General features: G+C 46.5%; 19 protein-coding genes. 17 read left to right on the top strand and 2 right to left on the bottom strand.

Annotated features, from left to right (window positions below; translation table 11 throughout):
* Positions 1–9 precede the first annotated feature (9 nt).
* The 7 genes from CIK88_RS08355 to CIK88_RS08325 all read left to right on the top strand — a co-directional run bounded on the left by CIK88_RS08355 (position 10) and on the right by CIK88_RS08325 (position 11,013).
* A complete protein-coding gene (locus tag CIK88_RS08355) occupies positions 10–2,448 on the top strand; it encodes a hypothetical protein (RefSeq protein ID WP_094435782.1) in 2,439 nt (812 codons plus the stop codon).
* 966 nt (positions 2,449–3,414) lie between these two features.
* Complete coding sequence (locus tag CIK88_RS08350) at positions 3,415–4,842, top strand: glycosyl hydrolase (protein WP_254046876.1); 1,428 nt, start codon at positions 3,415–3,417, stop codon at positions 4,840–4,842.
* Between the two features lie 47 nt (positions 4,843–4,889).
* Entirely contained in the window at positions 4,890–6,179 is a 1,290-nt protein-coding gene (locus CIK88_RS08345) for an acetylxylan esterase (RefSeq protein ID WP_094435814.1), read from the top strand.
* Positions 6,176–7,258, top strand: coding sequence for a glycoside hydrolase family 26 protein (locus tag CIK88_RS08340; RefSeq protein ID WP_158214667.1), 1,083 nt, complete (start codon positions 6,176–6,178; stop codon positions 7,256–7,258). The genes CIK88_RS08345 and CIK88_RS08340 overlap by 4 nt, the downstream gene beginning before the upstream one ends.
* A gap of 28 nt (positions 7,259–7,286) precedes the next feature.
* Positions 7,287–8,456, top strand: coding sequence for a glycosidase (locus CIK88_RS08335; RefSeq protein WP_094390715.1), 1,170 nt, complete (start codon positions 7,287–7,289; stop codon positions 8,454–8,456).
* A 14-nt stretch (positions 8,457–8,470) separates the two neighbouring features.
* Complete coding sequence (locus tag CIK88_RS08330; RefSeq protein WP_094435778.1) at positions 8,471–9,814, top strand: MFS transporter; 1,344 nt, start codon at positions 8,471–8,473, stop codon at positions 9,812–9,814.
* Positions 9,815–9,816: 2 nt separating this feature from the next.
* The gene (locus CIK88_RS08325) at positions 9,817–11,013 is read left to right on the top strand and encodes an AGE family epimerase/isomerase (RefSeq protein WP_094435776.1); all 1,197 of its coding nucleotides are present in this window, start codon (positions 9,817–9,819) and stop codon (positions 11,011–11,013) included.
* Between the two features lie 124 nt (positions 11,014–11,137).
* Here CIK88_RS08325 and CIK88_RS08320 read toward each other — a convergent pair whose 3' ends face one another.
* A complete protein-coding gene (locus CIK88_RS08320; RefSeq protein ID WP_094435774.1) occupies positions 11,138–12,580 on the bottom strand; it encodes an alkaline phosphatase in 1,443 nt (480 codons plus the stop codon).
* 386 nt (positions 12,581–12,966) lie between these two features.
* Between CIK88_RS08320 and CIK88_RS08315 the strand changes: the two genes are divergently transcribed.
* Genes CIK88_RS08315 through CIK88_RS08270 form a run of 10 tightly spaced genes read left to right on the top strand, consistent with a single transcriptional unit; the run spans position 12,967 to position 23,099 of the window.
* Positions 12,967–13,317 carry an NADH-quinone oxidoreductase subunit A gene (locus tag CIK88_RS08315; protein WP_094390711.1) on the top strand — a complete coding sequence of 117 codons (351 nt, stop codon included), beginning with the start codon at positions 12,967–12,969 and terminating at the stop codon, positions 13,315–13,317.
* Positions 13,308–14,018 carry an NADH-quinone oxidoreductase subunit B gene (locus CIK88_RS08310; protein WP_094435772.1) on the top strand — a complete coding sequence of 237 codons (711 nt, stop codon included), beginning with the start codon at positions 13,308–13,310 and terminating at the stop codon, positions 14,016–14,018. Before CIK88_RS08315 ends, CIK88_RS08310 begins: the two co-directional genes overlap by 10 nt.
* Positions 14,015–15,580, top strand: a complete 1,566-nt coding sequence (locus tag CIK88_RS08305) for an NADH-quinone oxidoreductase subunit C (RefSeq protein WP_094390709.1) — start codon at positions 14,015–14,017, stop codon at positions 15,578–15,580. Before CIK88_RS08310 ends, CIK88_RS08305 begins: the two co-directional genes overlap by 4 nt.
* A gap of 23 nt (positions 15,581–15,603) precedes the next feature.
* Positions 15,604–16,692, top strand: a complete 1,089-nt coding sequence (gene nuoH / locus CIK88_RS08300; RefSeq protein ID WP_094390708.1) for an NADH-quinone oxidoreductase subunit NuoH — start codon at positions 15,604–15,606, stop codon at positions 16,690–16,692.
* A 16-nt stretch (positions 16,693–16,708) separates the two neighbouring features.
* Positions 16,709–17,254 (top strand): 4Fe-4S dicluster domain-containing protein, encoded by a 546-nt coding sequence (locus tag CIK88_RS08295; protein WP_094390707.1) that lies wholly within the window; start codon positions 16,709–16,711, stop codon positions 17,252–17,254.
* A 5-nt stretch (positions 17,255–17,259) separates the two neighbouring features.
* Positions 17,260–17,790, top strand: coding sequence for an NADH-quinone oxidoreductase subunit J (locus tag CIK88_RS08290; RefSeq protein WP_094390706.1), 531 nt, complete (start codon positions 17,260–17,262; stop codon positions 17,788–17,790).
* A gap of 4 nt (positions 17,791–17,794) precedes the next feature.
* Positions 17,795–18,103: an NADH-quinone oxidoreductase subunit NuoK gene (gene nuoK / locus CIK88_RS08285; protein ID WP_094390705.1), complete on the top strand. Its 309-nt coding sequence runs from the start codon at positions 17,795–17,797 to the stop codon at positions 18,101–18,103.
* A gap of 10 nt (positions 18,104–18,113) precedes the next feature.
* On the top strand, positions 18,114–20,108 hold the full coding sequence (nuoL, locus tag CIK88_RS08280) for an NADH-quinone oxidoreductase subunit L (RefSeq protein ID WP_158214666.1): 1,995 nt from the start codon (positions 18,114–18,116) through the stop codon (positions 20,106–20,108).
* A 28-nt stretch (positions 20,109–20,136) separates the two neighbouring features.
* The gene (locus tag CIK88_RS08275; RefSeq protein ID WP_094435768.1) at positions 20,137–21,618 is read left to right on the top strand and encodes a NuoM family protein; all 1,482 of its coding nucleotides are present in this window, start codon (positions 20,137–20,139) and stop codon (positions 21,616–21,618) included.
* Between the two features lie 23 nt (positions 21,619–21,641).
* Positions 21,642–23,099 (top strand): NADH-quinone oxidoreductase subunit N, encoded by a 1,458-nt coding sequence (locus CIK88_RS08270; protein ID WP_094435766.1) that lies wholly within the window; start codon positions 21,642–21,644, stop codon positions 23,097–23,099.
* Between the two features lie 94 nt (positions 23,100–23,193).
* Here the strand turns inward: CIK88_RS08270 and CIK88_RS08265 are convergent, their stop codons facing one another.
* Positions 23,194–23,901 (bottom strand): SIMPL domain-containing protein, encoded by a 708-nt coding sequence (locus tag CIK88_RS08265; protein WP_254046639.1) that lies wholly within the window; start codon positions 23,899–23,901, stop codon positions 23,194–23,196.
* Positions 23,902–24,663 lie beyond the last annotated feature (762 nt).

Genomic DNA, 24,663 nt, shown 5'->3' with positions numbered 1-24,663 from the left:
AAGGATATTATGAAAAAGATCAATAACATATTCACCCTGTTGGTGATGGCCCTTATGGGGCTGTCACTGGCAGCGTGCAGCAACGACGATTTAGACACCAACCAGTATCAAGGTGGTGTGTCGCTCAATGCTTTCGGTCCTTCTCCTGTGATGCGTGGCGGTCAGTTGCGCTTCATCGGTAGCAACCTCGACCAGATTCGCGAAGTACGCATTCCTGGTGTTGATGCTATTACCACTATCGAAGTGGTGAAGGCCGGTGTTCCCAGTGAAATTCGTGTAACCGTTCCTCACGATGGTCCTGAGGTAGGCAATGTAGTACTTGTGGCAAACAACGACGAGGAGATTACTACCAAATCTACACTGACCTATACTGAGGGTATCGTTATCAAGAGCATCACTCCATCGGCAATGCCTGGCGATGTGATTGAAATCAAGGGTGACGAGGATGGTTATCTCAACCTCATCCACTCTATGGCTTTTGCCGACAACGTGGTTGTCAGCGAAAAAGACTTCCTCCAGCACGACCGCTACACCATCAAGGTGAAGGTTCCTGAGGATGCCAAGACCGGTAAACTGCAGTTCTACACCGCCGACCTTACCGTGGGCGATGCTGCAAAACTCGACTATCAGATTGTATTGAGCGACGACCGTCTCATCGTTGGTACTCCTACCGTTGCTAAGGTAAAGGGACGCAACGAGGTTGACGCTGAAGGTACTATTACTGCCAAGGCTGGTGAAACCGTAACCGTTACTGGTGACTATATGCAGCTGATCAAAGCCGTTAAGGTTGGTGGTGTCGAGATTACAGAATTCACTATTGCTGAAGATGGCAAGAGCCTCTCGTTCGTGCTGCCTGCTGAAGCTCCCGATGGCGCTATCGATCTCGTCTGCAAATCAGACGTAGAGGTACCTGCTGCTATGGTTGAAACTGTTAAGCCTTCTGACTGTGTAGCTGCTCCTGCTCCTGTGAAGGCTGGTGCTGCGCTGACCATCTCTGGTAAGGATATGGATCTGGTAACAGCAGTAGAGTTTGACAATGCTGACGCTCTGTCTGGCGAAGCTATCAGCGTTGCTGCCGATAAGGTTGTTGTGACAGCCGTTCCTGAAACAGCTACCGAAGGCAAGCTCCGCCTCGTGATGGCAAATGGTCAGAAAGTAGAAGTTGAATTCACTCTTGTTAAGCCAACCGCAACAGGTTACAACGCTAATCCTGCAAGTGCTGGTTCTACTATCCAGATTACCGGTACCGACCTTGACCTCGTGAAGAGCGTTGACTTCGGTGGTGCTGTAGCAACCGTAGAGAAAGATGCTGTTTCTGCTGATGGTACTACTCTGAGCATCAAACTTCCTATGGAAGCCAAGACTGGTACTCCTGTGATGAAACTTGCCAATGGTGTTACTGTAAATGCTCCTGCACTTACTGTAAACGAGGCTGTATTCTGTTATGCAACAGAACTCCCTGGTGCTGACGCTGAGCTCCATGCAGGTCAGACCTTCGTATTGCCTATTGCTAATGGCGACAAGCTTACAGGTGTGGAAATCGCAGGAAAAGCTTGCCAGTTCATTGTAAGCGGTAACACGTTGACTGTTGGTGCTCCTGATAATGCTAAGAAGGGTACAAGTGTTCGCCTTATTTCTTCAAATGGCGAGATTACTTATAAGATTGACTTCATCCCCAATACCGAGATCACTACTGTCATCTGGACTGGTGCAGTCGCAAGTGGTAGTTGGGCAAATGCTTTGCAAGCCCTCTCTTGGGGTGGCTACGATTGGAGTCAGGTTTCTGCAGGAACCGAACTCGTTGTTTCGTTCACCGTTGAGCCAGGTGCAAGCTCCTGCCAGATGCGTTTCGCAAAGGGTAAAGGCTGGGTAGCTCTTGCAGGTACTACTTCTTTGGAAGGTGCTGATAAAAAAGAGGGTAACATTGCTATGCCACTCGACGCTACAGAATATCGCTTGACCCTCACTCAGGAAATGCTTGACGAGTTGGTTAACGAAGGTGGTCTTATCATCTGCGGTGCCAACTGGATTGTTACCAAGGTGGCTCTTGTAGAGCATATCTCTGTAGAAACAACTTTGTGGACAGGTGAGGCCACTGCCGACGATTGGGGCAACCAGCCTTATTTCCTCTCTGATGGAGGTGCTGAGTTGAAGGATGCTGATGCTTCTGTTGGTCAGACCATCAACTTCTACATTACTCCAACCGATACCAAATGGCAGCTTGAAATCTTTGAAGGTCACTGGGGAAGTAACTATGCAAGATTCTCTAATCCTGGCAACGACGATAATGGAAAGTACACAGCATGGGATCTCGCAGCCAATGGCGGTAAGGTTTCGTTCACACTCACGCAGGCAATGCTTGATGCTGCATACAATCAGCAGAATTGGGGCGGTACGTTCCTTGCCAATGGTGACAACGTGAAGATTACGAAGATTACTATTGAGTAAACTCTAAGTAATTGATTATAAAGAATTGAGGCGCATCCGACGAGGTTGCGCCTCTTCTTGATTTTGAGGTATTCGCGTACAGAAATTTTAGTTTTCGTGAAATTTCGACCACTCGACCACAGACCTGTGCATCGCGCTGTTGGTCAGTATTTTAAGTGGTGGTCGAAGGTGTTTGTATCGACCACCCATCGACCACCGTAAATCGATTGCAAACACCTGTTTACGATGTAAGCCAAAGTTCCTACTGTTCCCCGTTTGTTTTACGTTAGCAGATAAGAACTATTATGCAATATTGCAAAAACCTTTATCAAATATTGGATAATACCTTTATCAAACGTTGGATAATACTTTTATCAAACGTTGGATAACACTTTTATCAAACGTTGAAAAGACCTTTGTCAAACGTTTGAAAACACTTTTGCCAAACGTTTGAAAACATTTTTGCCTAACGTTGGGCAATACCATTGCCTAACGTTGGACAATACTTTTGCCAAAGGTTTGGAGATATCTGACAATACGCATATTGGGCTGAGATGTAAAATTCGACAAATTTTGGCGGTGGTCGAAGGGTGGTCGATAGAAATACTATCGACCACACTTTAAAGTGTTGATAGATAGTGTGATAAACGGATCTGTGGTCGTGTGGTCGAAATTTTTTAAAAACTAAATTTCTTGTATGTGATTTTGAGTTCAGTCTTTATCACGCTTACCACTTCATAAATCTGAAAAATAATAGGTGTAATGATACTTTTTTCTTCGGGATGCTTTCGGGATGGATTCGGGATGAGGCATGTGAAGAATGGGACTTAAATTCAGTTGATAACAAGGTTGAATTGTGTAATCTGAAAGATAAAAGTAATAGTACGCGAGTTAGTCATTAAAGTATCGGTCTATTTCAGAAAAAACCACTAACTTTGCAGTCGAATATTACGAAATACATAAAACGAGAATATAAATATATAAATCATGAAAATTTCAAAACTTCTAATGATGGTTGCTGCTGCCGTATTGGCAGTGGGATGTGGTGGTGACGATCCTAATGATGTCGGTGGTGGTAATCAACCAACAGTTCCTAATGTGGTATCGGTCACACCTGCAAATGGTGCAAAAGATATTGCTGTGGGTGATGTGACTATCGATGTGAAATATGACCAGAACATCACGCTGACTTCTACTGATGTTGCCAAAGTACAGATTGCCGGCGGTACGGTAAAGAGTCTGAAGAGTTCTGCACGTACACTCACTATCAAAGCTAATTGCCCCGATGAGGGCACTACTGTAGCTATAACCATTCCTGCCGGATTGGTGAAAAATACTACCGCAGCCTACAGTTTCAGTTTCACAACCTACAAAACTCCCGCAGTCAACATCACAAAGACTCTCGTGGCAGGACAAACCCAACAGGTAAAAGATCTCTATGATTATTTCCTGGGTCTGTATGGCAAAAAGGTGATTAGTAGTGTGATGGCTGATGTGAACTGGAATACAAAAATTGCCGATAAGGTCAAGGCGCTGACAGGTAAATATCCCGCCATGAACTGTTTCGACTTTATCCATATCTATGTGCCTAATCAGGGTAGTAACGGATGGATTAATTATAACGACATTACTCCCGTAAAGAATTGGGCAGACAAAGGCGGTATTGTTCAGTTGATGTGGCATTTCAATGTGCCTACAAGTGAGAATACAGAAGTCAAGATGGATGGTTCTGGTGTGACTTGTGATCCTACAAAAACCACGTTCAATGCCTCTAATGCGCTGAAAGAAGGCACGTGGGAAAACAAGTGGTTCTATCAAGAAATGGATAAAGTGGCGGCTGTCTTGTTGAAACTGCAAGATGCAGGAATTGCTGCGACATGGCGCCCATTCCATGAAGGTGCAGGAAATGCTACCCTGAAATCTGGTGCCAGCTGGGGCAAAGCCTGGTTCTGGTGGGGTGCAGAAGGATCTGCCAACTATAAAAAACTCTGGATAGCTATGTTCGACTATTTCAAACAGAAAGGGGTGAAAAACCTAATCTGGATATGGACCTCACAAAACTTTAACGGCGACGCCACAAAGTACAACCAAGATAACGACTGGTATCCCGGTGACCAATATGTAGATATGGTGGCACGCGATCTCTATGGCTGTAGTGTGGAGAAAAACAAACAGGAGTTTACAGAACTGCAAGCTGCCTATCCTACCAAGATGATTGTGCTGGGTGAATGTGGTAAGAGTGATAATGGCGAGCAGGGAAATATCGGCAACTGCTGGACTGCTGGTGCCAAATGGGGACATTTCATGGTGTGGTACCAAGGCAAGCAAGGTTCTACAGACACCATGTGTAGCGATGCTTGGTGGAAGAGCGCTATGAGCGACAGTAATGTCGTGACACTCCCCACGAACCATTAAGATGATAAAACAACAAAAATCCAAATACTAAGAACATGAAACATTTTATGAAGACACTCCTGCTGTTGCTGGCTACTGTCTGCGTGCTGCCTGTGGCAGCCCAAATCAGAGGCTACAATATCCAGGTCAACGTAGTGCCCGATCATCAGGATTGGACCTACAAAGTAGGAGAGACCGCAACTTTCCGTATCTCTGTTACCAAATCGGCAACACCCCTTGCCGGAGCCGTTATCGACTATGAGGCAGGGCCGGAGATGTATCAAGATGTGAAGAAAACCGCCGTAGTGCTTAAAGACGGTACCTTGACCGTAAAGGGCAAGATGACCAAACCCGGATTCTACCGCGTGGATGTGAAGACCACTATCGGAGGTAAGGAATATAAAGGCGCATGTGCTGCAGCCTTCTCACCCGAACAGTTGAAACCTACAACGGTCAATCCTGCCGATTTCGACCAGTTCTGGCAGAATGCCATTAGCGAAGCACGCCATACAGACCTCAATCCTACCAAGCGCCTCTTGCCAGAACGTTGCACCAAAGACGTTAACGTCTATGAAGTGAGCTTCCAGAATGTGCGCTGGGGATCACGCACTTATGGCATCCTCTGCGAACCCGTAAAGCCGGGTAAGTATCCCGCTTTGCTCCGTGTGCCTGGTGCAGGTGTGCGCCCCTATGGTGGCGACATCTATACCGCATCGAAAGGTGCCGTGACGCTCGAAATAGGTATTCATGGCATTCCCGTTACCATGCAGCAGTCTGTTTATGACGACCTCGGACAGGGTGCACTCAACGGATATTGGGAATTTGGCATGGACAATCGCGATAAGAGCTACTATAAACATGTGGTGTTGGGATGTATTCGTGCACTCGACTATATCGAACAATACACACCATGGAACGGCAAAGAACTGGGTGTGACTGGTTCAAGTCAGGGCGGATTCCTCTCGCTGGCAACAGCCGGACTCGATCGCCGCATCACATTCTACGCTCCCGTGCATGCAGCACTTTGCGACCATACCGCTTCGCTGAAAGGCGTGGCTTGCGGATGGCCCCACTATTTCTATTGGAACAAAGGCAAGGGAATGGAGAAACAAATCGAGACTTCACGCTATTACGACGGAGTGAACTTCGCACGCCGCATCACCAATGCACAAACCGGATGGTTCTCCTTTGGATATAATGATGACGTAGTGCCACCCACTACAGCATGGGCGACCTATAATATAGTGAAAGGTCCGAAGTCTATCACGCCTTATCAGCAGACAGCCCATTTCTGGTATCAGGAACAATGGGATGAATGGGAAAACTGGTTGCTCACTCAAATGAATATCAAACCATGAAGATGATGACAATGATAGCCATGGCTGCCTTGATGTTGGCAGGTTGCCCACTACAAATCATGGCAAAGAAGACAATTGATGGCGGCAAACAACTGGAACAGCGGTTGCGCCTCTTGCAACCCAAAGGTTACATGATGGCACATCAGGATGATCCCTTCTATGGAGTGACATGGGAATGGGAACAAAACCGAAGTGATGTGCTTGAAACCGTAGGCGACTATCCTGCCTTGATGGGATTTGATCTCGGAGGCATAGAGATGGACGACAAGAAAAATCTCGATAGTGTGCCTTTTACTCGTATACACGATGAACTCATTGCTCACTACGAACGTGGAGGTATTGTTACCATCAGTTGGCACCCACGCAACCCACTTACGGGAGGAACAGCATGGGATGTTACTGACTCTACGGTAGTAAAGAACATATTGCCAGGTGGGAAGTGTCATGCTAAATTCCAAACATGGATGCAGCGCGTAGGCGATTTCCTCGTCAGCCTGAAGACCAAGAAGGGACAACCCGTACCCATCATCTTCCGCCCATGGCATGAAAATAACGGATCATGGTTCTGGTGGGGACAGAAACTCTGTACCGATACCGAATATCGCCAACTCTGGAATATGTTGCAAGACTATCTCAACGGTCGAGGACTTGACAATCTGTTGTGGAGCTATTCGCCAAACCTTGATGGCGGATGGACCGAAGAACGATTCCTGCAGCGTTATCCCGGTAATGATAGAGTGACGCTGATTGGTGAAGATGCTTACCAGTGGGGGACAGAAGCCGACTTCGTAAGCCAGGTTACAGCCGACCTCAATTTCCTCAGCGACTTTGCTAAGCGCAACGGTAAACTGCTTGCCATGACTGAGTGTGGACTGAAGAATATGCCTGATGCAACTTGGTGGACGCGCGTGTTGAAACCTGTAATGGATCGCTATCCCATCAGTTACTTCTTGCTTTGGCGCAACTATAAGGAAGAATATTTCGGACCGTCTCCCTCGTTGCCTTGCGCACAGGATTTTAAGAAACTCTATGAGGCTGAGAATACGCTCTTTCTGAAAGATATTAAGAAAATTAAATAATAATAAAACAATAAATCATCAAAACAAAATGAGCAATTTTGACGAAAAAGTAAAGGTTCTGCGTGCTCATCATGAGGCGCTGCTGACCAAGAAAAATGAAATGGAAGAGTGGGGTAACGGTATCTATGACCGTTGGAAGAATCCTATTCTTACTGCAGAACATACTCCGTTGGAGTGGCGTTATGACTTTAACGAAAAGGATAACCCCTATCTGATGCAGCGCATCATGATGAATGCTACCCTCAATTCTGGTGCCATCAAATGGAATGGCAAGTATCTGTTGGTAGTTCGCGTGGAAGGTGCAGACCGCAAGAGCTTCTTCGCTGTGGCAGAAAGTCCCAATGGCGTGGATAACTTCCGCTTCTGGGATGAGCCTATCACGATGCCTGAAGATGTGATTCCCGCTACCAATATCTACGATATGCGTCTTACCGCCCATGAGGATGGATGGATATATGGCGTATTCTGTGCCGAGCGTCACGACGATGCTCAGCCCGGCGACCTTAGCGCTGCTACTGCTACGGCTGCCATCGCACGTACCAAAGATCTGATCAACTGGGAACGTCTGCCAGACTTGAAAACCAAGAGCCAGCAGCGTAATGTGGTGCTTCATCCTGAATTTGTAGAGGGTAAATACGCTTTCTACACCCGTCCGCAGGATGGATTCATCGATACCGGTTCAGGCGGTGGCATCGGTTGGGCACTTGTTGATGACATCACCCATGCAGAAATCAAAGAAGAGAAGATTATCAACGCACGCCACTATCACACCATTCAGGAGGTGAAGAACGGTGAAGGTCCTCATCCCATCAAAACCGATAAAGGATGGTTGCATCTTGCCCATGGTGTACGTGGATGTGCAAGCGGCCTGCGCTATGTGCTCTATATGTATATGACTTCGTTGGAAGATCCTACAAAGGTCATTGCAGAACCAGGCGGATATCTGCTCGTACCACAGGGTGAGGAATATATTGGCGACGTGATGAACGTTGTGTTTACCAATGGTTGGATAGCCGACGAAGATGGCAAAGTGTTCATCTACTATGCTTCTTCCGATACTCGCATGCATGTGGCTACTTCTACCATCGATCGCTTGGTGGATTACTGCATGAACACACCTGCTGACGGATACCGCACACAGTTTAGTGTGGAAACCATCAAAAAACTGGTGGCTAAAAACAAGTCGTTGAACAAATAAACACCTTATTATTTATGGCAAGTGTTAAGGAAAAAATAGCATATGCACTGGGCGATGCCGCTGCAGGCGGCATAGTATGGAAAGTGATGTCTATCGCCTTTCCGTTGTTCTTTACCAATGTGTTCGGTTTGTCGTTTGCTGATGCCGCTGTGCTGATGCTTGTAGCGCGTATGTTCGATGTCGTAACAGACCCCTTGATGGGAAGTCTTGCCGACAGAACACAGTCACGATGGGGCACCTATCGCCCTTGGCTCATCTTCGGAGCTATTCCGTTCGGACTGGTGTTCGCCTTGCTGCTCTTTACACCTGATTTCGGAGATATGGGTAAGCGCATCTATGCTTATACACTCTATTTGCTGATGATGGCGATCTATACCATGGTCAATGTACCGTACGGATCGTTGCTGGGTGTGATGACAGAAGATGACAACGAGAAAAACCAATTCTCTGCCTATCGCATGATTGGGGCGTATGCCATGGGATTTGCCACCCTGCTCTCGTTTCCCTATCTCCAGAAATGGATTGGAGGTAGTGTAGCACATCAGTATGCCGTGACTGGCGCTGTACTGGGTGCAGTTGCTGCCATCATGACGCTGGCATGCGGACTGCTTACTAAAGAGCGTCTGAAACCAGTAAGAGCTGAAAAATTCTCGTTTGGACAGTTTGGTGACCTTGTTCGCAACAAGGCATGGCTCTACATGACTGCCATGGCTATTTGTACCAACTTCTTCAACGGATTCCGTTACGCAGTAGCTGGATATATGTTTGACTACTGTCTGCATGGCAATGTGACCATCGATAACCTGATTATCAACTTCACAGTATTCATGGCATTCGGTGAAGTTACCTGTATGGTATTCGGTGGCGTGGCTCCTTGGTTTGCCAAGAAAGTTGGATCAAAACGTATGGCATTCTTCTGGGCTGCGGTATTCTGCCTGGTTACATCGGTAGCATTCTTCTTCATACCAATGGATCCTGCGTATATCAGCGTGATGGTTGGTCTGGTGATCCTTACTTCAATGGGTATCGGTATCTATTCACCATTGCTTTGGTCTATGTATGCCGATGTGGCGGACTATCATACAGAACACTTTGGAACCTCGGCTACAGGACTGATCTTCTCGTCAGGTACTATGTCGCAGAAGTTTGGTACGGCTATTTCTGGTTCGCTGATTGCCCTGTTGCTTGGTTGGGCAGGTGCCAATATGATTACAGACGATTTTGGCAATACGATTATCGATCCAGCTTCTGTTACCGATTCGGTGCTGACAATGGTATGGTCGCTATTCTCTCTGTTCCCCGCAGCAATCGCCTTGCTGCTGATGCTGTTGGCGTATAAATTCCCAATTAAGAAATAACGATGAGTAATATTGTATCTACAATGAAAACAGAAATGCAGGATGTTCTACAGAAGAACATCTTGCGCTTCTGGCTCGACAAGATGGTGGACCAAGAGCATGGCGGATTCTATGGACGTATCGACGGACATGAACATTTGCATGCCGATGCCGAGAAAGGGGCTATCCTTAATGCTCGTATCCTATGGGCATTCTCTGCTGCCTATCGTGTGTTGGGCGATAAAGCATATTTAGAGGCTGCCAGTCGCGCTAAGCATTATATCATCGATTATTTTATTGATCCTGAATATGGTGGCGTATATTGGAGTCTTGACTGCAACGGCAAACCTCTTGATACCAAGAAACAGTTTTATGCCATTGGGTTTGCTATCTACGGCATGTCGGAGTATGCACGTGCAACAGGTGATGCAGAGGCATTGAAAGTGGCAATCGATCTCTACCGATGCATTGAGGAACATGCTCTCGACCATGAATATAATGGTTATATTGAGGCTATGACACGCGATTGGCAACCGATTGCCGATATGCGTTTGTCGGAACTTGATGCCAACTATCCTAAGTCGCAGAATACCCATCTCCATATCATCGAACCCTATACCAATCTGTACCGCGTATGGAAATCAGATGAACTGAAGGCTTCTCTGCATAATCTGATAGATATCTTCACAGACCGTATCCTCAATCCAGAAACCCATCATCTCGATCTTTTCTTCGATATGGATTGGAAACGAGGTGCAGGAGCATTGGAGAGTTATGGACATGATATCGAATGCTCATGGCTTATTCATGAGGCAGCCCTTGTATTGGGTGATGCTGAAGTATTGAAGAAGGTGGAGCCCATCGTTGAAATGGTGGCGAAAGCTTCAGAGAAAGGACTTAATGCCGATGGTTCTATGGTTCATGAAGCTAATCTCGACACTGGCTATGTGGATAGCGACCTCCATTGGTGGGTACAGGCTGAAGCAGTGGTAGGTTTCTTTAATATCTATCAGTATTTCGGTGACGAGTCTGCTTTGCAGAAAGCACAACACTGTTGGACATATATTAAGGAGAACCTTATAGACAATGAAAATGGCGAGTGGCACTGGAGCCGTCGTAAAGATGGTACTTTGAATCTGGATGATGACAAAGCCGGATTCTGGAAGTGTCCTTATCACAATAGCCGTATGTGTCTCGAAATCATCGAGCGCACGGTTTGATATTAATTTAGGTTGCATTAACTAACAATCCCAAGTGCTTGACACTTGGGATTGTTGTTTGGGGAATTGTATTTCAATCATCTATCGACTCTGCAATTGGTGGAGTCTGATAAGTGATTTTCTCTTATTTCAGATATCCTGGAATATTGTATCCAGCTGCCTTGGCAATCTTGACAGGAATCTGGGCATTATCGTTGTGACCCATGAACTGCTCAGAACCTACACCGATAGCATATACAGGAACGAGACCTGCAGAGTGACCGTTTGTACTCCATGAGATCAGAGCTTTGGTGTTGATGATGTGTCTGGCTTCTTCAGCAAGGGGTTCATTGGCTGTGTATTCGTTCTTCACATCCTCTGCCTTGCCTTCGAAAGATTCATGCCATACCTTTTGGAGAGATGCCTCTTCGTCCTTAGTGAGTTCCAATGCAGTCCAGAAACCGAAGTTGTCGGTCAGAGCTTGCTTGGCTTGTTCCCATGTAACTTTATTGGAAGTCTGCTTGCGGAGATCGCGGAGAACCTGTGTGAATCCGTCGATACTTACTTTTTGGTTGCCCAGAGCTTTGAGGTTCAAAGCATAGAGACCGTTGTTGGCAAGTACTAAACCGCCAGTTTCGTGGTCTGCGGTGAGCACGATAAGTGTCTCGTCGGGATGCTGCTTGTAGAATTCATAGGCAATCTTGATGCAACGATCTACAGCACCAACCTCGGCAAATGCTGTGGCGCCATCATGTCCGTGACATGCCCAATCGACCTTGCCGCCAATCTCATTCATCAAGAAGAAACCGTTCTTATTGTCGCGCATCAGAAATTCAATTTCTGCGCGGAGAATGTCTTCGATGGTCATCTCGCCGTCTTTAACATCAATAGCGTAGGGGAGAGAGTATATGTCTGAGGCAGGATTCAGGTGCTTTGGATCCTGAACAAGCAACATCTTCTTGGCTTTCTTGGCTTTTTTCTGATAGTCTGCCATACCAAAAGCTACAGCATATCCTGCTTTCTCCATCTCTTTATAAATGCAGGGAGCACCAGGATGATTCTTGGGATCTTCTGCCTTTTCAACAGCTGAACCGCCATAGAAATCGAGGTCGGTAGCAATCATATCCTTGGCAATGTCATAGGACAATGAGCGCTTGGGCTGATGGGCATAGAATGCTGCGGGCGTAGCATGGTTTATGGTAACACTTGATGCCACACCAACCTTCATTCCTGCTTCTTTTGCCCATACGGCAAGAGAGGTAACGGGTGTCTTGAGGTCGGGACGCATACCAAGAGCACCATTCTCGGTCTTCACGCCTGTGGCGAGAGCTGAACCGGAAGCGGCAGAGTCGGTTACTCCACTATTGTTAGAATATGTAGAGGCTACACCTACGATGGGAAATGAGGTCATGCAGAATGGTACACGACCGATACGGCCTTGCATTTCGGCATTATACATCTCGGCACCGAGCACAGTATTTACACCTGTTCCGTCTGTGATAAAATAGAACACGTACTTGGCTTTTTTCTCTGCTGAAATGGTTATAACCATTGCCAGCATCAGCATTAGAGTTAGGATTCTTTTCATATTTCTTTTGTTTTTGGAATTTTTGTTTTTCGACTGCGAAATTACTAAATTATTATTCAAAAAACAAAGACGTTGCCTATTTTTCTACCATAAATTAACTAAAATTAAAGTAGTGCCACCTTGAATTATGCGAGAAAGCAAAATGTAAGCAGATAATAGAAACTGTGGTAGCGTGTTGTATATGATGCTTTACACTTTGATAGTTAACGGTCGGTAAATGTGGCATTTTATCCTTTGTGATGTGAAATGTGAATGTGCGGGCAGTATCTTATTTGAAAAAGCACGAAAAAAGCGAGAAAACGATGCTAAAATGTTTCGTGGTTTCGATTAAAGTTAGTACCTTTGCAAGCGCTAAGCAAAATCGATATTATAATATTATAACTTTTATGAACTTTACTTTGTTAATTACCGTCCTCGTGACGGCTATTACATTGGTGGTGGCAGCGTATGTGATGGCCAAACTTCTTGGTCCGCGAAGCTACAACAAGGTAAAAGGCGAGCCCTATGAGTGTGGTATTCCTACTCATGGTTCTTCTTGGTTGCCGGTTAGTGTAGGCTTCTATCTGTTTGCCATCCTCTTCCTCATGTTTGATGTGGAAACTGTTTTCCTCTATCCATGGGCAGTAGTAGTGAAGGAGATGGGTGTTGCAGCATTGTTGAGCATCGGCTTCTTCTTGGTTGTATTAGTGTTCGGGCTGGCATATGCCTGGAAGAAAGGAGCTCTTGAATGGAAATAAAGCCGAAAATCAAGAGTATTCCTTACGAGGAATTCAAAGACAATGCCACACTGGAGAAACTTATTGACGATCTGCACGAAGGCGGTGTCAATGTTGTGACAGGTTCGCTCGACCAGTTGATCAACTGGGGACGCTCTAACTCACTCTGGTCATTGACTTTTGCTACATCATGCTGTGGTATCGAGTTTATGGCATGTGGATGCTCACGCTACGACTTTGCACGCTTCGGCTTTGAGGTGACACGTAACTCACCCCGTCAGGCCGACTTGATCATGTGTGCCGGTACTATTACCCACAAGATGGCTCCTGCCTTGAAGCGTCTGTACGATGAAATGGCTGAACCAAAATATGTGATAGCTGTCGGAGGATGTGCCATTAGCGGTGGTCCTTTCAAGTCAAGCTATCATGTGGTGAAGGGTATTGAGGAAATTGTACCAGTGGATGTGTTTATTCCTGGTTGTCCTCCACGTCCAGAGGCTATCATGTATGGTATGATGCAGTTGCAGCGTAAGGTGAAAATCGAGAAGTTCTTCGGTGGTGCGAACCACAAACAGTCGGAGGCTGAGCGCGAACTGGGTGTTTCAAACGAGGAACTCGTTGCACGCCGTCTGGGTGATCATCGCCGTGAACCTATTGTGGTGACCGATGTGCCTCAGGAGTTTGTAGAACAAATGAAGAAAGAGAAGGAGGAGAACGCATGAAACTTGAGCATTTAGTATTCGATTTCGACAAGTTCGCCTCAGAGATGCAGAACTTGAAGGACAAGAAACACTTTGATTATCTTGTAACTATTGTTGGTGAGGACTTCGGTGCTGAAGAAGGCCTTGGCTGTGTCTATATTCTCGAAAATACCGACAGCCATGAGCGTTGCAGCGTGAAAATGCTTGCTAAGGTGGTTGACGGTGAGAGTGTGATTCCTACTGTGACCAATATCTGGCACGTTGCCGATCTGTTGGAACGCGAGGTCTATGACTTCTTCGGTATCCTCTTCCTCGGTCATCCCGATATGCGTCGTCTCTTCCTCCGCAATGACTTCAAAGGACATCCCTTCCGCAAGGATTGGAAGTTTAATGATGACTATGTGCTTGAAGACGATAAAGAGCCTGACTATGGTATGGAATACTGGCTCGACAAGGATGGTCATCTCTGTTCGAAGCAGAATAAACTCTTTACCGACGACGATTATGTCATCAACATCGGTCCTCAGCACCCTTCTACCCATGGTGTGCTTCGCTTGCAGACCGTGGTTGATGGTGAGACCGTGAAGCGTGTATATCCCCACTTGGGTTATATCCACCGCGGTATTGAGAAGATGTGTGAAAGCTATACTTATCCACAGTCGCTCGCACTGACTGACCGTCTGAACTATCTTTCTGCAATGATGCATCGTCATGCGCTGGTAGGAGTGATAGAAGAGGGTATGGGTGTCGAACTGACCGACCGTATCAAGTATATCCGTACCATCATGGACGAGTTGCAGCGTCTTGACTCACACTTGCTGTATGTGGGATGCTGTGCACAGGACATGGGTGCATTGACTGCCTTCCTCTATTCTATGCGCGATCGTGAGCATGTGCTCAACTGCATGGAGGAAACCACTGGTGGACGCCTCATCCAGAACTACTACCGCATCGGTGGTCTGCAGGATGATATTGATCCCAACTTCGTGGAGAATGTGAAGGCGCTCGTGAAGTATCTCAAGCCAATGATTCAGGAGTATGTTGATGTGTTTGGTGACAATATCATTACTCACAATCGTTTTGAGAAAGTTGGTCCGATGGATCTCGAAAATTGTATCAGCTATGCAGTAACTGGTCCTGCTGGTCGCGCTTCTGGTTGGAAGAACGACGTACGTAAGAACCACCCGTATGATATGTACGATAAGGTTGAATGGGATCAGATTATTATGACTGGTTGCGATACAATGGACCGCTATACCTGTCACATTCAGGAAATGTATCAGAGTCTGCGCATTATTGAGCAACTCATCGACAATATTCCTGCCGGTGACTTCTATGTGAAGCAGAAACCCATTATCAAGGTACCCGAAGGACAATGGTATTTCTCTGTTGAGGGAGCCAGCGGTGAGTTTGGTGTCTATCTCGATTCACGTGGCGACAAGAGTCCTTACCGCTTGAAGATGCGTCCTATGGGACTTTCGCTTACCGGTGCGCTTGATCCTATGCTTCGTGGTCAGAAGATTGCCGACCTTGTGGCAACTGGTGCTGCCATCGACTTTGTGATTCCCGACATTGACCGTTAAACAACAAAAGAACGTAAAATATCATGTTTGACTTTTCAATAATAACAAACTGGATAGACCAGTTGCTTCGTGTCACTTTGGGACTGGGCGACTTCTGGTCGATATTGATAGAGTGCGTGCTGATTGGTGCGGGAATCCTTGTAGGATATGCGCTGATTGCCATTGCGCTGATTTTCATGGAACGTAAGGTGTGTGCCTACTTCCAGTGCCGTCTTGGTCCGATGCGTGTGGGCTATTGGGGACTGATGCAGGTGTTTGCCGACGTACTGAAGATGCTTATCAAAGAAATTTTCTTTGTAGATAAAGCCGACAAACTGCTTTATGCCGTGGCTCCGCTGCTGGTTATTATCGGTTCAGTAGGTGCTTTTTCGTTCCTGCCATGGAACAATGGTGCAACGGTGCTCGACTTCAATGTGGGCGTATTTCTGTTGACTGCCATTTCTTCTATCGGTGTGGTAGGTATCTTCCTTGCAGGATGGAGTTCCAACAATAAGTATTCTGTGGTATCTGCTATGCGTGGTGCCGTACAGATGATTTCTTATGAGATGTCATTGTGCCTCTGTCTGATTACAGCTGTCATCCTGACAGGAACGATGCAGATTTCTGGTATCGTTGAGGCTCAGACAGGACCTTGGCGTTGGTTGATTTTCCAGGGCCACATTCCTGCGCTCATCGCTTTCTTCGTATTCCTCATTGCCGGTAACGCTGAGGCCAACCGTGGTCCGTTCGATATGGCAGAGGCTGAGAGTGAGCTGACCGCTGGTCACCATACTGAGTATTCTGGTATGGGCTTTGGTTTCTTCTATCTGGCAGAGTTCCTTAATCTGTTTATCATTGCTGGTATTGCCGCCACCGTATTCCTTGGTGGATGGGCTCCTGTTAACATTGGTGTAGCAGCATTCGATCAGGTGATGAACTATATCCCTGGTATCGTATGGTTCATGGGTAAAGCTTTTGCCTTGGTATGGATTCTGATGTGGATTAAGTGGACCTTCCCACGTCTGCGTATCGACCAGATTCTGAAACTTGAATGGAAATATCTCATGCCGCTGGCCCTCATCAACCTTGTGCTGATGACTATCGTGGTGGCACTCGGATGGTATATTAAATAAGGTGTAAAGAATAGAAATGGAAAATAACCAATCATATTTCGGAGAACTCGGACATGGAGTAAAGACGCTCCTGACTGGTATGAAGATTACTTGGAAGGAATATTTCAAGGACTTCTTTACCAACAAATCTACGGAGCAGTATCCCGAGAACCGTAAAACTACGCTCCACGTGGCAAAGCGCCACCGTGGACGCCTCGTCTTCAAGCGTAACGAAGACGGAACTTATAAATGTACGGCCTGCACATTGTGTGAGAAAACCTGCCCTAATGGCACGATTAAGATCACTTCTCACATGCAGGAAGATCCCGAGACCGGCAAGAAGAAAAAGGTGCTCGATGACTATCGCTACGACCTTGGTGACTGCATGTTCTGCCAGTTGTGTACCAATGCTTGTAACTTCGATGCTATCGAGTTTGTCAACGATTTCGAGAATGCCGTATTCGACCGTAAGAGTCTGGTACTCCACCTTGACAAGGAGGTATATCAGGGTGGTTCTCTGCCCAACCTCTTGGAAGGTGGTGCCAGCATGACTATCGGTAAGTTTAACACTAAAACGAAGTAAAGACAATGGCTAATTTAGTAATGTTTTGCATTCTCGCTGTCGTCATTCTCGGCTCTGCCGTGATGTGTGTGACGACGAAGCGAATCATGAGAGCCGCAACCTTTATGTTGTTTGTGCTCTTTGGCGTAGCAGGTCTTTATTTCCTGCTCGACTATACATTCCTGGGAGCAGCACAGATTTCAGTTTATGCTGGTGGCGTGACGATGATTTATGTCTTCGCCATCCAGTTGGTTAGCAAACGTACCCTTCAGGGTATGGTAGAGCGTCTCAAGGGCAGCCGTGTAGTGATGGGTGCCTTGTTGAGCGTTGTGGGCTTGGCAACTGTAGTGCTGGTATTCCTTAAGAATGATATGTTGCGCGGCATGTCGCGTTATATTGGTACGGTAACTCCCGATCAGGAAGTTCCCATGCGTGAAATCGGTCATGCACTGGTAGGTGCCGGCAAGTATCAGTATGTACTCCCCTTCGAGTTCATCTCCCTGTTCCTGTTGGCATGTATTATCGGTGCATTGGTAGTATCAAGAAAGGAGGACTAAGACTATGGTACCAGTAGAATTTTATTTCATCCTGAGTGCACTGCTTTTCTTTATCGGTGTATTTGGTTTTGTGACCCGTCGCAATCTGATTGCCATGCTCATCTCTATTGAGTTGGTGCTCAATGCGGTCGATATCAATTTCGCAGCATTCAACCGTATGCTCTATCCTGATAGCATGGAGGGTATGTTTATGACACTCTTCTCTATCGGTGTAAGTGCAGCCGAGTCTGCCGTTGCGATTGCAATCATCATCAATGTCTATCGCCGTTTCAAGAGCGACAGCGTTGAAAGTATCAAAAACATGAAATGGTAATTAAGAAGTGATGGATTACAGTTATACATTTTTGATTCTGCTTCTGCCAGCTCTCTCGTTCCTGGTATTGGGACTCTATGGCATGAAGCTGTCGCATAAGGTCGCAGGCCTTATCGGCACCACTTCGTTGGGACTTGTGACCGTGTTGTCTTATATGACGGCGTTCAGCTATTTCTTTGCTCCTCGTCTGGCTGATGGCACTTTCGCTACTATTGTTCCTTACAACTTCACCTGGCTGCCGTTGGGCAATCTCCATTTTGATATGGGTATTCTGTTGGATCCCATCTCGGTGATGATGCTCATCGTTATTTCAACAGTCAGTCTGATGGTACATATCTATTCGTTTGGCTATATGCACGGCGAAAAAGGCTTCCAGCGTTACTACGCATTCCTGAGTCTCTTCACCATGTCAATGCTTGGCCTTGTGGTAGCTACCAACATCTTCCAAATGTATCTGTTCTGGGAGCTCGTGGGTGTATCATCTTACTTGTTGATTGGTTTCTACTATCCATTGAAGCCAGCTATTGCAGCATCTAAGAAGGCATTTATCGTAACTCGTTTTGCCGACCTTTTCTTCCTTATCGGTATTCTGATCTTCGGTTACTACACCGAATCGTTCAGTTTCTCATTTGCAGGAACTATCGAGATGGGTGCGGGAACCACTCCTTTCATTGCCGGCAATACCGCCAAAGCTGTGATTGCAGGAACATTTATTCTTCCTACCGCTCTTGTGCTGATGTTCATCGGTGGTGCCGGTAAGAGTGCTATGTTCCCCTTGCACATCTGGTTGCCCGATGCCATGGAAGGTCCTACACCTGTGTCTGCGCTGATCCACGCCGCCACGATGGTGGTTGCTGGTGTGTTCCAGATTGCCCGTATGTTCCCACTGTGGATAGAATATGCACAGCCTCAGTTGAGCATTGTGGTATGGGTGGGAGTCTTCACCGCATTCTATGCAGCTGCAGTGGCATGTGCCCAGAGCGATATCAAGCGTGTACTGGCATTCTCTACCATTTCGCAGATTGCCTTCATGATGGTTGCTCTTGGTGTGAGTCTGCCAGGTCACGAGGCGATGCTCGATAACCATGCACAGTTGGGTTTCATGGCATCTATGTTCCACCTGTTCACCCACGCCATGTTCAAGGCTTGCTTGTTCCTTGGTGCTGGTTGTATCATTCATGCCGTTCATTCTAACGAGATGGCTATGATGGGTGGTCTCCGTAAGTATATGCCTATTACTCATATTACCTTCCTCATCAGCTGTCTGGCTATTGCTGGTATTCCCTTCTTCTCTGGATTCTCTTCCAAGGATGAAATTATCAGTGCCTGCTTTGCCTATAGCCCTGTGGTAGGATGGATTATGACAGGTATTGCTGCTATGACCGCCTTCTATATGTTCCGTTTGTACTATGGTATATTCTGGGGAACCGAAAACAAGGTTGCCCACGAGCACCATACTCCACATGAGGCTCCACTTACCATGACCATTCCTCTTATTATTCTCTGTGTTATCACTGTTGGTGTTGGTGTTTACACCACCATTGCAGGATTTGCAGGATGGGGAGGCAGCTTCGGTTCGTTTGTAACCGCCAGCGGTCAGGAGTACAACATCCATTTCGACGTACAGATAGCATTGACCTCTACCGTCATTGCCATTCTGAGTATTTGTCTCGCCACCTATATATATAAGGGTGAGAGTCAGCCCGTCGCCGATCGTCTGTACAAGATGTTCCCGCGTTTGCATCGTGCTGCCTATAAGCGTTTCTATCAAGACGAAATCTGGCAGTATGTTACTCACCGTATCATCTTCCGTTGCATTTCTAAACCTGTTGCCTGGTTCGACCGCCACATTGTTGACGGTACTTTCAACTTCTTGGCATGGGGCGCCAACGAGGCTGGCGAGTCTATTCGTCCTTGGCAGAGTGGTGATGTTCGCCAGTATGCCGTATGGTTCCTCACCGGCACTGTAGCATTGACCCTCATCTTGTTGGCATGTGCTCTCTGAACATTATGAATAAAGAAAAATCGAAACAATGAGTATATTGACATTATTCGTAGTAATCCCCGCCCTGATGCTCCTTGGCCTTTGGCTGAGCAAGAGCCTCAATCAGGTGCGTGGTGTGATGGTGGCTGGCGCTTCGTGTCTGCTGGCACTGTCTGTTTGGCTGACCATCTATTTTGTTCAGCAGCGTGCTGCCGGCAATACCGACGTGATGTTGCTTACAGCAAGCACTCCATGGTTCAAGCCTCTCAATATTGCCTATTCTGTAGGTGTCGATGGCATTTCTGTTGTGATGTTGTTGCTTTCGAGCATCATCGTCTTCACCGGAACATTCGCCTCATGGCGTTTGCAGCCACTGACAAAGGAGTATTTCCTGTGGTTCACCTTGCTTTCCACTGGTGTCTATGGTTTCTTCATCTGCACCGACCTCTTCACTATGTTCATGTTCTATGAGGTTGCTCTTATCCCCATGTATCTGTTGATTGGAGTATGGGGTAGTGGTAACAAGGAGTATGCAGCCATGAAGCTCACTCTGATGCTGATGGGAGGATCTGCTCTGCTGATTATTGGTATTCTTGGCATCTATTATTTCAGTGGTCATACCACGATGAACGTTAATGCCATTGCTGCCATGAACAATATTCCGGTAGAGATTCAGAATATTTTCTTCCCCTTCATTTTTATAGGTTTCGGTGTGCTTGGTGCTATGTTCCCATTCCATACATGGTCACCCGACGGTCATGCTTCTGCCCCTACAGCAGTATCAATGCTTCACGCTGGTGTACTGATGAAACTGGGAGGCTACGGTTGCTTCCGTGTGGCTATGTACCTTCTGCCTGATGCTGCCAATGAATTGGCTTGGATCTTCTTGATTCTTACCACTATCTCTGTGGTATATGGTGCATTCTCTGCTTGCGTACAGACCGACCTCAAGTATATCAACGCCTATTCGTCGGTATCCCACTGTGGTCTGGTGCTTTTCGCTCTGCTGATGATGACCAAGACTTCATGCACTGGTGCCATTCTGCAGATGCTGTCACACGGTTTGATGACGGCTCTCTTCTTTGCCCTCATCGGTATGATTTATGGTCGTACCCATACTCGTGACATTCGTTATTTGGACGGTCTGATGAAGATTATGCCTTTCCTTGCAGTGGGTTATGTGATTGCTGGTTTGGCAAACCTTGGTCTTCCCGGCTTCTCAGGCTTCATTGCAGAAATGACTATTTTCGTCGGTTCGTTTGAGAATGGCGACATGTTCCATCGTGTCTGCACCATCATCGCTTGTACCAGTATTGTTATCACCGCAGTTTATATTCTGCGTGTAGTCGGCAAAATTCTGTATGGCGAGGTGAAGAATCCTCACTTCCTGGAGTTGACCGATGCCTCTTGGGACGAGCGTGTAGCTGTTATCTGCCTCATTGCTTGTGTGGCAGGTCTCGGTCTGTTCCCTCTCTGGGCCAGCAATGTTATCAGCGATGCAGTAGGTCCTATTCTGGCAAACATTCTTTAATCCCTTAAATAAAAGATACAACAATGAATTACGGACAATTCTTACATATGCTACCAGAAGCATCACTCGTGCTTGCTCTGGTTATCATGTTCTTTGCCGACCTGATGCTTGGCAAGGGAAAGAAGAAGGTGCAGACGCTCGGCATGCTGATGACCGTATTGCTCGTGGCACAGATTGTGTCATGCGCTTTCGTAGGTCCTGCAGAAGCTTTTGGCGGACTGTATGTAGCTACCAAGGCTACTCAGGTGATGAAGATAATTCTCACTCTCGGTACACTTCTCGTAGTGCTTGTAGCCCAGTCATGGCTTGAGCGCGATGCAGAGAAACTTGCAGGTGAGTTCCATGTATTGGTACTTTCCACACTGCTTGGTATGTATGTCATGATGTCGAGCGGCAATTTCCTGCTGTTCTTCCTTGGACTTGAAATGGCTTCAGTGCCCATGGCTTGTCTCGTGGCATTCGATAAGTATAAGAATCGCTCAGCTGAGGCTGCTGCTAAGTTTGTACTCACTGCCACATTCTCAAGTGGTGTCATGCTCTATGGCATCTCTTTGATTTATGGCACAGTAGGCACGCTCTATTTCAATGATGTTGCAGGACGCTTCCAGATGCTTTTCAGCGTAGCACACTATCAGCCCTCTTTGCTTTTGGCTATTGTGGGTTTGGTGTTCTTCTTCAGCGGACTCGGTTTCAAGCTCTCGCTTGTTCCATTCCACTTCTGGACTGCTGATACCTATCAGGGTGCTCCTACTGCCGTTACTGGTTATCTCAGCGTCGTGTCAAAAGGTGCAGCTGCCTTCGCTCTGTTGGTAGTACTTTCGCGTGCATTTGCTCCTCTTACTGAGTATTGGGAGTATCTGCTCTATATCGTTATCGTGCTCAGCATCACTATTGCCAACCTCTTCGCTATCCGCCAGTCAGAACTCAAGCGCTTCATGGCATTCAGTTCTATCTCACAGGCAGGCTACATTATGTTGGCAGTGATTGGTGCTTCTCAGATGGGCATGGCTTCGCTGATGTATTACGTATTGGTATATGTGGTGGCAAATATGGCTGTATTCGCTGTCATCAATACTGTTGAACAGCGTGGCAACGGCTCTACCATGATGTCGGCATACAATGGTCTGTATCAGACCAACCCACGCTTGGCATTCCTCATGACGCTCGCCTTGTTCTCATTGGCAGGTATTCCTCCATTTGCCGGTATGTTCTCGAAGTTCTTCGTCTTCATGGCTGCCGCTCAGCAGGGATCGTTCCTGGCTTACTTTGTGGTATTCATCGCCTTGATCAACACGGTAGTGTCACTCTACTACTACCTGCTCATCGTGAAGGCTATGTATATCAACAAGTCAGAGAATCCATTGCCTACCTTTACCACCGATTGCGCTACTCGTGTAGCTTTGGTACTTACCATTGCTGGTATTGTGCTCTTCGGTGTATGCTCATGCATCTTCGACGGACTCTTTGCTTTTGCAGCATAAAGTAGTCGTACTATAACAGTCGTGCCCCTTTTGACCTGTAGGTCAGAAGGGGCACGATACTTTTTTTACCGTTCTGCTTTATACTGCTTCTGTATCAGTCTAAGGCATATTCCATGGTGTTGACCACGCGGATACGTTTGATATACGGTGTGTTGTTGTCGCGGTTCTCAATCGAGAATTGTCCTTGTTGTGCACTACGTATATCTCCCAACTTACTGCCGGAGTCGTCTGCAAATTTCTGAGCAGTGGCACGAGCGTTTTTGGTAGCCTCCTGCACCATTTCTGGTTTGATGCGGTTTAGCCCTGTAAACTCATAAGTGACGTTGTTGCTATACTCTTCGCTGACGATTGCAATGCCTTGCTTCATCAGTTCAGCCTGTCGGCGCATCAGTTGTCTCACTTGGTCGATATTGTTTGACGTGACGGTAATCACACTTTTCGCCTTATAGCGGTAGTTCATGATTTCGTTGCCATAGTTGTCGGCTTGCCGGTCAGCAATCTCTGCAGGATTGATGCTTATCTCATCATCTTTGATGCCTGCCGATTTGAGGAAAGCCACCACCTTGCGGTTCTTCTGTTCCAGCAGGTCGTACATGGCGGAAGGGTCGTTGCCAATCTCTTTATAGGTTAGCGACCATGTCACTTTATCAGCTTTCACTTCGCGTTCACACAATCCTTTGACTGCCACGGTACGGTCGCGGTCTTTAAAAGTCACAATGCCATTGCGGATGGCCATTCCCATGAATGCCATGCCTACAGCGATAATGGCAGCAGCTGTTTGTTTGTCGTTGAGTTTCATCATAGTTTTAATATTAGTATTCGTTGGCAAATCTACGTTTTTTGTTTCGTATTACAAAGAAAAATAGCGATTATTCTGTTTCTTTTCACATTTATTACATTCTGCGTCTCTGAAAACATATATCTCATTCAGTTTTTAGCAAATCGTATGATACCTCTTCACTAAACAATAGCCAACATACTATCATGTCTATATATAGTATGCTAACATTTTTAACAAGATGAATGCGATGTGCAGGCATACTTGTTTACAAAACACACTGAATTTTAATCTTTTTTCTGTCCATTTTCGTTCCGTTCTCGATCGCTTCTCGTTCCCTTTTCGCTCGGTTCTCGTTCGTCTTTCGTTCGTCTCTCGCTCGTCATTCGTTTGCCGATAAAGAACCAATCGAAAAACGAACGAGAAAACAACGAAAAAACAGCGAAATGACGACGAGAACACGACGAAGATGGTTCGAGGTGGCGACGAACAGCCAATAGTCAAATCGCCGATACTATCTGGTGATTATAATACCCGTTTTAAGGCATTTACAAGGCGTCTGTGGCGAATCAACCCGTCGGGTGGTACACTGACAAGTTGAAGTTGCAGAAATGGCCATAATGGGTATTTTTGACGTGCGCCTACCATAACACAGCTCGCGCGCGAACCTATTAATATACATAAAACACATCACAATACCAATCTCTCACCACCAAGTTCTACTCTCTCTCAAATTTTAACTTCTGTCAACAGATCTTTCTGAATTCTATGCCACACCCCTCTCAC

Source organism: Prevotella sp. P5-50 (assembly GCF_002251295.1).
In the GTDB taxonomy this organism is placed as follows: domain Bacteria; phylum Bacteroidota; class Bacteroidia; order Bacteroidales; family Bacteroidaceae; genus Prevotella.
The sequence above is the reverse complement of the archived record's forward strand: the minus strand, read 5'-3'. Positions and strand labels throughout refer to the sequence as shown.